Raw genomic sequence first — 13,459 nt, forward strand, 5'->3', positions numbered from 1 at the left:
TTCACTCCCGGTTCGTTGAGGGTCGATGTGCAGGTACTCGGACGACGGCGCGCATGCCGACGACCAGGGCCACGACGAGCAGGACGTTCCGCAGGGTCAGGATCGCCACCGGGAACATCTCGGCTCGCAGCAGTGCGTCGTAGTTCAGGGGGTAGACGAGGCACGTGAGTGCGCAGAGTGCCAGCACGATGGCGGCCGGAACTGCGGCCCGCGCGCGGTCCAGCACGAGCCAGAGGATCACCGGCGCGAACAGCCAGGTCTGGAACTGCGGCGAGCCGACCTTGTTGAGCACGATCAGCGCGGCGACGAGCGAGAGTGCGAGCGGCGGGAAGAGGCGGAGGAACGATGCTCCCTGCATCGCCTTGGCCGCGCCGATGACCGTGATGACGACGACGAGAACCGCCATCAGCGGGGTGAGCAGCGCACCCACGGCATCCGCTCCCTGCGCGTCGATCTGGAACGTGAGGATCTCGAAGCTGTACTCGATGCGAGCGGATCCGACCAGCGCAAGCCACAGGAACGGCGTCGCGGCGACCGCCTCGATCTGCAGACCGCGTCCGGTCTGCTCAGTCAGGAATCCGAGGATCTCGCTGTCGGCACCGAGTACGAACAGCAGAGCGATGATGCCGGCCGTCACCGCGGCGGCGGTGAGCAGCACCCGCATCCGGCTTCTCGCCGCCACCAGCGCCGCGAGCAGCAGCGCTCCTGGCCAGATCTTGATCCAGGCGCCGATCGCGAGCAGGGCAGCCGCCGTGGCCGGTCTGCGGGTGAGCCAGAGCCCCGCGATCACCGCGATGGGCACCGTGATCGCATCGATCCGGTAGAGCGCGATCGGTCCGAGGAGGAGCAGCGCCGCGGTCCAGAACCATGCGGCCGTCCGTCGAGGTCGGGAGGGAGAGCGTCCGACCAGCACGGCGAACGCGACCGCATCGAGAACAGTGACGAGCACCGCCCAGGCGATCAGGTACGCCTCCGAGACGCCCAGCACCGCGATCAGCGGCACAGACAGGACCTTCGCCAGGAGCATGGGCACGAGCGCGAGCTGGGGGTAGACCCACGTCTCGGTGATGCCGACGATCGGACCGCCCGAGAGCGCGGCCGACGACCAGGGTTCATAGACCAGCACGACATCGCCCATCGGCTGGCTCGGGTAGAGCCAGCCCGTCACGGCGACGAGCAGGTGCACGAGCAGGAAGGCGCCCCAGAGTACGAGGGTGCGCGTGGTCGGGTTGCGACTCACGCGAGGACGTCCGCGATCGCGAGAGGAAGCGCCTCCGCGACATCGAGTGCGACGATCGGATGCCCGTGCTCTCCGCCCTCCGCTCCGATGCCCGCGGCGATGCGCCCGGCGTGTCCGTGCAGCCAGGCTCCGGACGCTGCGACCTCCGCGATCGGCGCGTCGGGATTCGCGGCGAGCAGCGCACCGAGCACGCCGCCGAGCACGTCGCCGGTCCCCGCCGTCGCCAACCACCCCGTGCCCGCGTCCACGCGGATCACCGAGCCGTCGGTGTCCGCGATGAGTGTCTGCGCACCCTTGAGAAGCACGACCGCGCCGAGCCGCGTCGCGGCGTTCGCCGCCGCGCGCGCACGGTCCTCATCCGGAGCCGATCCGATCCGCTCCTGGAGCCGGGCGAACTCCCGCCCGTGCGGGGTCAGCAGCAGCGGCGCTCGTGATCCGGGGGCCAGATCCAGCGCGCCGGCATCGACGACCACCGGAACCGCACCGTCGAGGATCTCCCGCAGTTCATGCTCGTCGTCTGCCGTGCGCGTCGCCGCGTCGGTCCCTGATCCGATGACCCACGCTCCGACGCGCGCACCTGCGGCTTGCGGGCTGACGACGGTCTCAGGGCGGCGGGCCATCACCGCATCCGCCGCGCGGCCGACTCCGATGTACCGCACGAAACCTGCACCCGCGCGCCAGGCGGCTTCGACCCCGAGCACCGCGGCACCCGGATAGGACGGCGAGCCGGTGCGCAGTCCGACGACTCCGCGCGAGTACTTGTCGTCCTCGGGTCCCGGAATCCGCAGAGAACTCGCGGCGTCTTCGCGGGACCATTCACGCACATCGGACATGACTCCACGTTAGTGCGACGACCCACACCGCCTCACCTCGGCAGTAGCGTCGAAGGGTGAGTACTCTCTTCTCCCCCGTCAGCATCCGATCCGTCACCTTCCGCAACCGGCTCTGGGTCTCACCCATGTGCATGTACAGCGCCGTCGAGGGCGTCGTGCAGGAATGGCACCACACGCATCTCGTTCAGTTCGCCTCGGGCGGCGCCGGTCTCATCGTGGCCGAGGCGACCGCCGTGGTGCCGGAGGGCCGCATCTCCCCCCGCGACGTCGGACTCTGGAACGACGAGCAGCGCGATGCCTGGAAGCCGATCGTCGCAGCGATCCACGCGCGCGGCGCGGTCGCCGGAGTCCAGCTCGCGCACGCCGGGCGCAAGGCGTCGACGTGGTGGCCGTGGGCCGACGAGCGCGGCTCCGTGCCCGAGACCGAGGGCGGCTGGGTCACGACCGCACCCACCGCCCTCGCGTTCGAGGGTTTCGCCTCCCCCGTCGCGCTCTCCGCGGACGGCATCGAGGCCGTGGTCGACGGCTTCGCCACGGCTGCGCGCCGGGCGCTGGATGCCGGCTTCGACGTCCTGGAGCTCCACGGAGCGCACGGGTACCTCCTGCACCAGTTCCTGTCGCCCCTGTCGAACCTGCGGCAGGACGAGTACGGCGGGTCTCTCGAGAACAGGGCTCGGCTGCTCCTGCGCGTGGTGGAGGCCGTGCGCGTCGTCGCCGGTGACGACGTGCCCCTGTTCGTGCGCATCTCCGCGACCGATCACGCAGAGGGCGGCTTCACGCCCGACGAGGCCGCGACCGTCGGCGAGTGGGCGTCCGAACGAGGTGCAGACCTGATCGACGTCTCCAGCGGCGGCCTGGTCGCACACCAGCAGATCAGCGTGTTCCCCGGCTACCAGGTGCCGCTCGCCGAGACCGTCCGCCAGGGCGGACGCATACCGGTGTCGGCAGTCGGCCTGATCACCGCGGCGGAGCAGGCAGAGAAGGTCCTCGCCGACGGAGCGGCCGACGCGATCTTCGCAGGCCGGGAATGGCTGCGCGACCCGCACTTCGCGCTGCGCGCTGCTCACGAACTCGGCGCCGACGTCTCGTGGCCGCCGCAATACGAGCGCGCCTACTGGCGCTGACCCGCTCCGAGAAGACGATGAAGCCCTCCGATCCGCACGGGATGGGAGGGCTTCATCGTGATGCCGTGTTGTCGTCGCGATGCCGTGGCTCAGTGTCCGCGGATGCGACGGGTCGCGTCCTGCACCTCTCCGACGAGCTCTTCGAGGATGTCCTCGAGGAACAGCACGGCGGTGGTGCGCCCCTGGGAATCCCGCACCTTCGCCAGGTGCCTGCCCGCACGACGCATGACCGCCAGAGCATCCTCGAGGTCCGTGTCCTCCTGCACAGGCACCATGTGGTGGATGCGCTTGGACGGCAGCGGCTCGACGAGCTTCTCGGCAGCATCCGGGCCGTCCGAGGCCCGCAGGATGTCCTTGAGGTGCACGTACCCGACGGGCACGTCGTCGCCGTCGACGATCACATAGCGTGAGAACCCGTAGCGGGCGACTGCCTTCTCGATGTCATCCGGGGTGGTCGAGTGCGGCAGCGTCACGAGGTCGCTGAGCGCGACGGCCACATCGCTGGCCTTCTTGTCGGTGAACTCGACGGCGGCCGCGACCGTGCCCGCCGTGTCGGTGAGCACGCCCTCGCGGCGCGACTGATCCACGATCGTCGCCACCTCGTCGAGGGTGAACGTCGACGCCGCCTCGTTCTTGGGCTCGACCCGGAACAGCCGCAGTACGCCGTTGGCGGCCGCATTGAGCAACCAGATGACCGGCATGAAGATCTTCGACACCAGCACGAGCGGCGGCGCGAGGATCAGCACGGCACGATCCGGGATCGAGAACGCGAGGTTCTTCGGCACCATCTCGCCGAACACCACGTGCAGGAACGACACGATCAGCAGCGCGATCGCGAACGACACGGCATCGACGACTCCGTCCGACCATCCGATCGCGTGCAGCGGCACGGCGAGCAGGTGGTGGATCGCCGGCTCCGAGACGTTCAGGATCAGGAGCGAGCAGATCGTGATGCCCAGCTGCGAGGTCGCGAGCATCAATGTCGCGTGCTCCATCGCGTAGAGCGCCGTCTTCGCGGCGCGTGATCCTCGATCGGCCTTCGGCTCGATCTGCGAGCGACGCGCGGAGATCACCGCGAACTCGGCACCCACGAAGAACGCGTTCGCGACGAGCAGCACGACCAGCCAAGCAAGTCCTCCCCAGTCGTTCATCGGGAGACCACCTCTGCTGGATCGCCGGGACTCGGAACGTATCGGATGCGGTCGACGCGGCGTCCGTCCATGCGCACGACCTGGAGCTTCCCGGTGTCGAGGGCGACCTCGTCGCCGACGGACGGCACGCGCTCGAGCACGCTCATGACGTAGCCGGCCACGGTGTCGTACACGTCGCCTTCTGGCACCTCGACGCCCGCACGGTGGCGCAGCTCGTCCGGCCGCAGCTCACCGGGGAAGGTGATGCCGTCACGGCCGCGGATGACGCCGGCCCTGGTGCGGTCATGCTCATCGGACACCTCTCCCACGAGTTCCTCGACCAGGTCCTCGAGAGTCACGAGTCCGGCGGTGCCGCCGTACTCGTCGACGACGACCGCGAGCTGGTATCCGCGGGCTCGGAGTTCAGAGATCAGGGCATCGACGTGCACGGTCTCGGGCACCCGGAGCGGATCGGTCGAGATCGCACCGACCGGCACCTCTGCCCGCCGGTCGCGGGGAACCGAGATCGCCGCTTTGAGGTGCACGACGCCCGTGATGTCGTCGAGATCGTCGTCGTACACCGGGAAGCGACTGTGCCCCGTGCGACGAGCCAGCTGGATGACGTCGTCCGCCGAATCTCCCGCGGCGAGCGCGTGCATGCTGGGGCGAGCGGTCATCACGTCGGCGGCCGTCAGCCGCGAGAAGGTGAGCGTCCGGTCGAGGAGGCTCGCGGTGTCGGCCTCGAGCAGGCCGGCGCTCGCGGAACGCCGTACCAGGGAGGACAGCTCCTCGGCGCTGCGGGCGCCGGAGAGCTCTTCCTTCGGCTCGATCCCCATGCTCCGGAGCACTCCGTTGGCGCTGCCGTTGAGCACGACGACGGCGGGCTTGAAGATCGTCGTGAAAGCGACCTGGAACGGGATCACGAGCTTGGCTGTCGCGAGGGGGAGCGCGAGCGCGAAGTTCTTGGGAACCAGCTCGCCGAGGATCATCGAGAGCACAGTGGCGACCAGCATCGCGACGATCGTCGCGATCGGGCCGACCGCCGCCTCGGGGATGCTCCACGCGACGAGCGTCGGACCGAGCAGGTTCGAGAGTGCCGGCTCCATCGTGTAACCGGTCAGCAGCGTCGTCAAGGTGATGCCCAGCTGCGCCGACGACAGGTGGGTCGACGTGTGCTTGAGGGCGCTGATCGTCAGGGAGAGACGGGATTCACCCCGGGCCTGACGGGCCTCGAGGTCGGCACGGTCGAGATTGACCAGAGCGAACTCGCTCGCGACGAACAATCCGGTGCCGACAGTGAGCAGGAGCCCCACGCCCAGCAGGATGTAATCCATCAACGATTCCCCTCGCGAGCGAGAGGCGGGCAGTGGGGCGATGTACTACAACTGGGAGGGTCGTCCATAGTGAGCACGATTCTACGGGATCGCTCTGCGGGCGAGGGCGGCTACCAGCTGACCGGGAGGGCCTTGCCCTCTTCGTACCCGGCTGCGGACTGGAGACCGACCAGAGCCCGCTCGTGGAACTCCGGAACGGACGACGCTCCGGCGTAGGTGAACGACGAGCGCACGCCGGACGTGATCATGTCGAGGAGGTCCTCGAGGCCGGGACGGAGCGGGTCGAGGTAGATCTTCGACGACGAGATCCCCTCCGCGAAGAGCTCCTTGCGCGCCCGCTCGTACGCGTCGAGGCGCCCGAAGCGCGCCTGCACCGCCTTCGTCGACGCCATGCCCCACGACTCCTTGAAGACACGTCCCTCTGCGTCGCTCTGCAGCTCGCCCGGCGCCTCGATCGTGCCCGCGAACCACGAGCCGACCATGACGGATGCGGCGCCGGCGGCGAGCGCGAGTGCGACGTCGCGCGGGTAGCGCACTCCCCCGTCCGCCCACACGTGCGCACCGAGTTCGCGTGCGGCCTGGGCGGTCTCGAGCACTGCGGAGAACTGCGGACGGCCGACTGCCGTCATCATGCGTGTCGTGCACATGGCGCCGGGACCCACGCCGACCTTGAGTATCGAGGCACCGGCCTCGACCAGGTCCCTGACGCCGTCTGCGGTGACGATGTTCCCCGCCACGATCGGGATGCCGAGCCCGAGCTCGGACACGGCGCTCAGGGCGCGGAGCATCCCCTCCTGGTGTCCGTGCGCGGTATCGACCACGAGCACGTCGACGCCGGCGGCGGCGAGCGCCTTGGCCTTCGATGCCACGTCGCCGTTGATCCCCACCGCTGCGGCGACGGCGAGACGGCCGTCGCGGTCGACCGCGGGGCGGTACAGGGTCGAGCGCAGCGCACTGCGCGCGCTGAGCGTGCCGACGAGGTGTCCGTGGTGCGCGATCGTCACCATCTCGACGCCGGCGTCGGTGATGACGTCGAAGGCGTGGCGCTCGGATCCGATGTCATCCGCATCGAGCGAGGGTGTTCCGGTGTGCACGAGGTCGCCCAGCTGCGCGTCCGGCAGCGCCGTCGCGAGCCGTGTCGCGGGGAGGACTCCGAGGATCCGATCGACGTGATGCGGGGCGGGGCCCGATGCGACGACGATCCCGTGTCCGGGTGTCGGCGGCATCAGGCGGAGCGCGTCCGATACCGACGCTTCAGGGGGCAGGACCAGGGGCGTGTCCCAGAGCACCGGCTGCGCCTTGACGTCGCGGATCGCCGCGTCGAGATCCTGCAGGGGCATGTCCTGCGGCAGCACGCCGAGTCCGCCGCGCCGCGCGAGGACGGCCGCGAGGCGTGGGCCCGTGACGGAGTTCATGTTGGAGGCCACGAGCGGAAGGGTCGCAGGCGTGCCGTCCTGCGGAGCGAGGTCGACCTGGAGACGGCTGGTGACGGCCGAGCGGCGCGGCACCAGGAACACGTCGGAATAGGTCAGATCGACTGTGGGCGACTCACCGGAGAACTCCATACCCCCACGCTACTCAGATCGAGCGTCGAAGGCGCACGCCTTCGACGATTGCATGTGGAAACAGGTTAGGCTTGGAGATCGAGAGTGTGCGGGCCCGGACGCATCCTGCGTCGTGGCGTGCACAGATGGGATTCAGCGATGAAAGAGGGCGATCCAGCGTGTCGAACCAGGTGACCGGCGTCGGGGGCGACGGGGGGTTCGGAGCCAATTCCTGGCTCGTCGAAGAGCTCTACGAGCAGTTCAAGGTGAACCGCGACTCCGTCGACAAGGAGTGGTGGCCGATCCTCGAGAAGTACCAGTCCGATGCCGCGACCGGTACCGCAGCGCCTGCACCCGCTGCCGAGCAGCCCGCGCACCCTGTGACCGCCCCGATCCCCGTCATCGGCGCTCAGCCCGTCGCTCGCACGACGACGAAGCCCGCGGCACCCGCGCCGATTCCGGCACAGGCACCGAAGCCCGCCCCCAAGGCCGAGGCACCGGAGTCCGCCGAGCCCGTCGAGGAAGACAAGGTCACGCCGCTCCGCGGCCTCCCCAAGACTCTCGCCGCGAACATGGACGAGTCGCTGACCGTCCCGACGGCGACCAGTGTGCGCACCGTGCCCGCGAAGCTGATGATCGACAACCGCATCGTCATCAACAACCACATGGCTCGCACCCGCGGCGGCAAGATCAGCTTCACCCACCTGATCGGGTGGGCGCTGATCCGCACGCTCGACGAGTTCCGCAGCCAGAACGTCTTCTACGCCGAGGTCGACGGCAAGCCGTCGGTGGTCGCCCCCGCGCACGTCAACCTGGGCATCGCGATCGACCTGCCCAAGCCTGACGGCACCCGTGCGCTCATGGTCCCGAGCATCAAGCGCGCCGACACCCTCTCGTTCAGCGAGTACCTCGTCGCGTACGAGGACCTGGTCACCCGCGCCCGCAACAACAAGCTCACCGCTGCGGACTTCCAGGGCACCACGGTCTCGCTGACCAACCCGGGCGGCATCGGCACCGTGCACTCCGTGCCGCGCCTCATGAAGGGCCAGGGCTGCATCATCGGCGCCGGCGCCCTCGAGTACCCGGCCGAGTTCCAGGGAGCGAGCGAGCGCACGCTCAACGAGCTCGCGATCGGCAAGACGATCACGCTGACCAGCACCTACGACCACCGCGTCATCCAGGGCGCGGGCTCGGGCGAGTTCCTCAAGAAGGTGCACGAGCTGCTCATCGGCCAGCGCGGCTTCTACGACGACATCTTCGCGGCGCTGCGCATCCCCTACGCTCCGATCCGCTGGAACCCCGACATCGCGGTCGATCTCGCCGAGCGCGTCGACAAGCAGTCCCGCGTGCAGGAGCTCATCAACTCCTTCCGCGTGCGCGGCCACCTGATGGCCGACATCGACCCGCTCGAGTACGTCCAGCGCTCTCACCCCGACCTCGAGATCGAGAGCCACGGCCTCACCTTCTGGGACCTCGATCGCGAGTTCGTGACCGGTGGATTCGGTGGACGACGCATCGCGAAGCTCCGCGACATCCTCGGCGTCCTGCGCGACTCGTACTGCCGCACGCTCGGCATCGAGTACATGCACATCCAGGACCCCGAGCAGCGCCGGTGGTTCCAGGAGAAGGTCGAGGTCAAATACCAGAAGCCCGGCCACGACGAGCAGCTGCGCGTCCTCCGCAAGCTGAACGAGGCCGAGGCCTTCGAGACCTTCCTGCAGACGAAGTTCGTCGGCCAGAAGCGGTTCTCGCTCGAGGGTGGAGAGTCGCTCGTCCCTCTCCTCGACGAGATCCTCCAGGGTGCTGCGACCGCGGGCCTCGAAGGCGCCGCGATCGGCATGGCGCACCGCGGTCGGCTGAACGTGCTGACGAACATCGCCGGCAAGACATACGGTCACGTCTTCCAGGAGTTCGAGGGCACGCAGACCCCCGGCAACCAGCGCGGGTCCGGCGACGTGAAGTACCACCTCGGCACCGAGGGCACGTTCGTGGCCGACGACAAGTCGGAGCTCCCGGTGTACCTCGCCGCGAACCCGTCGCACCTCGAGACGGTCGACGGCGTGCTCGAGGGCATCGTCCGCGCCAAGCAGGACCGCAAGCCGATCGGCACCTTCGCCTGGCTTCCGATCCTCGTGCACGGAGACGCCGCCTTCGCAGGCCAGGGCGTGGTCGTCGAGACGCTCCAGATGTCGCAGCTTCGCGGATACCGCACGGGTGGCACGATCCACGTCGTCGTGAACAACCAGGTCGGCTTCACGACCCTCCCGAACGACTCGCGCACCTCGGTGTACTCCACCGACGTCGCGAAGACGATCCAGGCACCGGTCTTCCACGTGAACGGCGACGATCCCGAAGCCGTCATCCACGTCGCGCAGCTCGCGTTCGAGTATCGCGAGCGCTTCCACCGCGATGTCGTCATCGATCTCGTCTGCTACCGCCGCCGTGGACACAACGAGGGTGATGACCCCTCGATGACGCAGCCGCTGATGACCGATCTCATCCAGGCGAAGCGCTCGGTGCGAAAGCTGTACACAGAGTCGCTCGTCGGACGTGGTGACATCACCGAGGAGGAGTACGACGAGGCAAAGGCAGACTTCCAGAACCGCCTGGAGATCGCCTTCGCCGAGACGCACGCCGCCGAGACCGGCGCGAACCCGGTCGCTCAGGAGCTCCCGCCCGTCGACGAGCAGGTCGGCGCCCCGGAGGTCACAGGGGTCTCGAACGAGGTCATCCAGCTCATCGGCGACGCGTTCGTGAACAAGCCCGAGGGCTTCACCGTGCACCCCAAGCTGCAGCAGCAGCTCGAGAAGCGCCTCGACATGAGTCGCAACGGCAACATCGACTGGGGCTTCGGCGAGCTGCTCGCCTTCGGCTCGCTCCTCGTCGAGGGAACCCCCGTGCGTCTCGCCGGTCAGGACTCTCGCCGCGGCACATTCGTGCAGCGTCACGCGACCCTGCACGACCGCGCCAACGGCCAGGAATGGCTGCCACTGTCGAACCTCTCCGATTCACAGGGCCGCTTCTTCGTCTACGACTCGCTGCTCAGCGAGTACGCAGCGCTCGGATTCGAGTACGGATACTCCGTCGAGGCGCCCGAGGCGCTGGTGCTGTGGGAGGCGCAGTTCGGCGATTTCGTCAACGGCGCGCAGTCGGTGATCGACGAGTACATCTCGGCGGCCGAGCAGAAGTGGGGCCAGCAGTCCAGCGTCACCCTGCTCCTCCCCCACGGCTACGAGGGCCAGGGACCGGATCACTCGTCGTCGCGCATCGAACGGTTCCTGCAGATGTGCGCGCAGGACAACATGATCGTCGCGCGCCCGTCGACGCCCGCGTCGTACTTCCACCTGCTGCGTCGTCAGGCATACGCCCGTCCGCGCAAGCCGCTGATCGTCTTCACGCCGAAGGCGATGCTGCGCCTGCGCGGCGCGACGAGCCCGGTCGAGGCCTTCACTCAGGGCCGGTTCGAGCCCGTGCTCGACGATTCCCGCGATCTCGACCGCAACGCCGTCAAGCGCGTGCTCGTCCACTCCGGCAAGGTGCACTGGGATCTCCGCGCCGAGCTCGAGAAGAACCCGAACCCCGAGGTCGCGCTCGTGCGGCTCGAGCAGCTGTACCCGACCCCGATCGAGGGGCTGAAGGAGATCACCGACTCCTACCCGAACGCGGAGCTGGTCTGGGTTCAGGAAGAGCCGGAGAACCAGGGCGCATGGCCGTTCCTCGCGCTCGCCTTCGCCGACGTCCCCGGTGACAGGACCTTCCGTCCGGTGTCGCGTCCGGCATCCGCATCGCCGGCCACAGGATCCTCGAAGGTACACGCCGCAGAGCAGGCGAAGCTGCTCCGCGACGCCCTCACAGTGAGCTGAGAGACATCACCGCATGAAGAAGGAGCCTCGACGACATCGTCGAGGCTCCTTCTTCATGCGCGCGGCGGAATGCCGCTTCGCAGACCGTCAGTACCAGATGTCGAGCGCCGGCGCAGGGAACGAGACGAACGCGCGGTCCAATGACTCGACGACATCCCGATCGGCGACGATGCGTCCTGCACCGTGCAGCGATGCGGCGCGGACTCCCCCGGCGAACAGGATCGAGAGCGCCGAGATGTCGAGCTCAGCGTCGACCCGGTCGGCGTCGCCGACCGCCTCGAGGGCAGGAGTGCCCTGAGCGTCCACCCGCAGGCGCCAGTCACCCGCGGTGAAGCCGAGCGGATCGCTGACGCGGAGCACCACGTCGAGCGGCGCGGAGTACGTCCGGGCGGTGAGCGCGGTCGCGATGTCGAGTATCCGCAGCCAGCCGTGATCGTGAACGGTCTGCGTGACACCGCGCGGGTCGCGCACGAGCCAGGGCAGAGCGTCGTCCAGCGGACGGAGATCCGCAGTGACCTCGTCGACGAGGTCGTGCTGCAGCGCGAACTGCCAGAGCGCGGCCGTCGCCTCCGGGGTCTCCGCGACGAGCAGCCGCACGTCGAGGGCGAAGCGGAAGGATCCGCTGACGTCACGCAGGGCTATCGCCATCGCTCCGCGCACCTCGCCGTCCCGATCGATGAAGCGGATGCCGCGCACCTTGGCTCCGTCGGTGTTGCCCGGCGCGAGCCCGGCGATACCCGTCCACCTCGTCGGCCAGCCGGGGATCTGTCCGGAGCGAGCGCGCCGTGCGCGGTCGTGCACGGCGCCGAGTGCCTCAGCGAGGGCTTCCCGATCGATGTACTCGACACGCCCTTCGACGGTGGGACCGGCCCACCCGGCGCGGCGCGTGTCCACAGTGAACTTCGCCATGGGCAGGGCCGAGCCGAAGCCGTACCTGCCGTAGATCGTCGCCTCCGAGACGGTGAGGCCGGCGATCGGCACTCCCGCCGCCGCAGCGGACCGCAGCTCGCCTTCGAGAAGAGCCCTGGCGATGCCCCGGCGTCGATGCGTGGCGGAGACTGTGACACCGCTGATCGCCCACATGGGCAGCTCCGCGCCACCGGGGAGCGTCACCGGAGTCACCCACGAATCGATGGTCGCAACCGGCATCGTGTCGGCCGCAGCCGTCTCGTACACGCCGGTGTTCCGGCGGGCGTCGAAAGTGTGCTGACCGAATGCCAGCTCTTCCGGCGACGGCTCAGCGCCGAGGAAGCCACGCGTGGTCGCTCGCTGGAAGATATCGGCCCGAGTCTGGTCGGACCCGTCGACGACGCGGTAGGTCAGCGACCCGGCGGCGAGACGCTCGGTCGATTCTGGATCGGCAGGGATGTCGCGTGAGTCGATGACCGTCATGCATCCACCCTACGGGCAGCCGCGAGCCGCGGAGGGCCCGCTCAGTGCTGAGCGGACTGGACCTCGCGAAGTCGCGCGAACACCTGATTGCGCAGCTCCTCCGGGGCCGTCTCCTTGCATGCACGCGCCACGACCTCGGTGAGGGTCGTCGCGACGAGCGCCTCGTCCCTGCAGGACGGGCAGTTCTCGAGATGCTCACGGATCTCGGTGTGCTCGGTGTTGCACACCTCGTTGCGGAGGTACTCCTCGAGATCCTTGCGGGCTTTGTCGCAGCCGCAATCGGTCATTTCGTGCTCCTCGGGTCGGCCGCGGAGATTCCCCGCTCCGCAGCGTAGTCAGCCAGCAGCTCCCGCAGCATCCGTCTGCCTCGATGCAGACGGCTCATCACGGTGCCGATGGGTGTCTTCATGATGTCCGCGATCTCCTGGTAGGCGAAGCCCTCGACGTCCGCGAGGTACACCGCCAACCGGAAGTCCTCGGGGACGGCCTGCAACGCGTCCTTCACGACGGATGCCGGCATGTGGTCGATCGCCTCAGCCTCAGCCGATCGGCCGTGCGTCGCCGTGGTCGACTCCGCACCGCCCATCTGCCAGTCCTCGAGCTCGTCGATCGTGCCCTGGAACGGCTCGCGCTGCTTCTTGCGGTAGATGTTGATGTACGTGTTCGTCAGGATCCGGTAGAGCCACGCCTTCAGGTTCGTGCCCTGCGAGAACGTCGCCCACGAGCCGTACGCCTTCACGAACGTCTCCTGCACGAGATCCGCTGCGTCGGCGGGGTTCCTGGTCATGCGCATGGCCGCGGCGTAGAGCTGATCCATGAAAGGGATCGCCTGCTCCTCGAACTCGCGCCGAGGGTCGCTGACCGTTTCTGCCGTTGCCGTGTCATCCATCACCGGCCAGTCTAGGCCGCTGAGGTCCACCGACTCGCGTTCCAGCGTTGCGAGCATGCTCTCTCCTCCTCGTCGAGCGGACGCCATTCTCTCTGGCGGACACTCGCGTT

The 13,459-nt window shown here is 68.6% G+C and carries 10 protein-coding genes; 2 read left to right on the forward strand and 8 right to left on the reverse strand.

From position 1 onward, the window contains the following. Nucleotide 1: 1 nt before the first annotated feature. Complete coding sequence (locus ACQ4LY_RS16940; RefSeq protein ID WP_431073390.1) at nucleotides 2-1,240, reverse strand: hypothetical protein; 1,239 nt, start codon at nucleotides 1,238-1,240, stop codon at nucleotides 2-4. Further along, nucleotides 1,237-2,073 (reverse strand): NAD(P)H-hydrate dehydratase, encoded by an 837-nt coding sequence (locus ACQ4LY_RS16945; RefSeq protein WP_431073392.1) that lies wholly within the window; start codon nucleotides 2,071-2,073, stop codon nucleotides 1,237-1,239. Before ACQ4LY_RS16945 ends, ACQ4LY_RS16940 begins: the two co-directional genes overlap by 4 nt. 56 nt (nucleotides 2,074-2,129) lie before the next feature. Here ACQ4LY_RS16945 and ACQ4LY_RS16950 point away from each other — a divergent pair, with 56 nt between their 5' ends. Then, nucleotides 2,130-3,197, forward strand: a complete 1,068-nt coding sequence (locus tag ACQ4LY_RS16950; RefSeq protein WP_431073394.1) for an NADH:flavin oxidoreductase/NADH oxidase — start codon at nucleotides 2,130-2,132, stop codon at nucleotides 3,195-3,197. Nucleotides 3,198-3,286: 89 nt separating this feature from the next. Here ACQ4LY_RS16950 and ACQ4LY_RS16955 read toward each other — a convergent pair whose 3' ends face one another. The 3 genes from ACQ4LY_RS16955 to ACQ4LY_RS16965 form a co-directional block, all read right to left on the reverse strand. Beyond that, nucleotides 3,287-4,348 (reverse strand): hemolysin family protein, encoded by a 1,062-nt coding sequence (locus ACQ4LY_RS16955; RefSeq protein ID WP_431073396.1) that lies wholly within the window; start codon nucleotides 4,346-4,348, stop codon nucleotides 3,287-3,289. Then, a complete protein-coding gene (locus tag ACQ4LY_RS16960; RefSeq protein ID WP_056308417.1) occupies nucleotides 4,345-5,661 on the reverse strand; it encodes a hemolysin family protein in 1,317 nt (438 codons plus the stop codon). Before ACQ4LY_RS16960 ends, ACQ4LY_RS16955 begins: the two co-directional genes overlap by 4 nt. 110 nt (nucleotides 5,662-5,771) lie before the next feature. Then, nucleotides 5,772-7,226, reverse strand: coding sequence for a GuaB1 family IMP dehydrogenase-related protein (locus tag ACQ4LY_RS16965; protein WP_431073398.1), 1,455 nt, complete (start codon nucleotides 7,224-7,226; stop codon nucleotides 5,772-5,774). Nucleotides 7,227-7,384: 158 nt separating this feature from the next. Here ACQ4LY_RS16965 and ACQ4LY_RS16970 point away from each other — a divergent pair, with 158 nt between their 5' ends. Then, the gene (locus ACQ4LY_RS16970; protein WP_431073400.1) at nucleotides 7,385-11,068 is read left to right on the forward strand and encodes a multifunctional oxoglutarate decarboxylase/oxoglutarate dehydrogenase thiamine pyrophosphate-binding subunit/dihydrolipoyllysine-residue succinyltransferase subunit; all 3,684 of its coding nucleotides are present in this window, start codon (nucleotides 7,385-7,387) and stop codon (nucleotides 11,066-11,068) included. Nucleotides 11,069-11,155: 87 nt separating this feature from the next. On the opposite strand, the gene ACQ4LY_RS16975 is transcribed toward ACQ4LY_RS16970, so the two are convergent. From ACQ4LY_RS16975 to ACQ4LY_RS16985, 3 genes are read right to left on the reverse strand one after another with little or no spacing between them, the layout of a single operon-like run. Next, the gene (locus ACQ4LY_RS16975) at nucleotides 11,156-12,460 is read right to left on the reverse strand and encodes a GNAT family N-acetyltransferase (protein ID WP_431073402.1); all 1,305 of its coding nucleotides are present in this window, start codon (nucleotides 12,458-12,460) and stop codon (nucleotides 11,156-11,158) included. A 41-nt stretch (nucleotides 12,461-12,501) separates the two neighbouring features. After that, nucleotides 12,502-12,747: a zf-HC2 domain-containing protein gene (locus ACQ4LY_RS16980; protein ID WP_431073404.1), complete on the reverse strand. Its 246-nt coding sequence runs from the start codon at nucleotides 12,745-12,747 to the stop codon at nucleotides 12,502-12,504. Then, on the reverse strand, nucleotides 12,744-13,406 hold the full coding sequence (locus ACQ4LY_RS16985; protein WP_431073406.1) for a sigma-70 family RNA polymerase sigma factor: 663 nt from the start codon (nucleotides 13,404-13,406) through the stop codon (nucleotides 12,744-12,746). The genes ACQ4LY_RS16980 and ACQ4LY_RS16985 overlap by 4 nt, the downstream gene beginning before the upstream one ends. Nucleotides 13,407-13,459 lie beyond the last annotated feature (53 nt).

The sequence above is a fragment of the Microbacterium phyllosphaerae genome (assembly GCF_050628115.1).
GTDB lineage: Bacteria > Actinomycetota > Actinomycetes > Actinomycetales > Microbacteriaceae > Microbacterium > Microbacterium phyllosphaerae_A.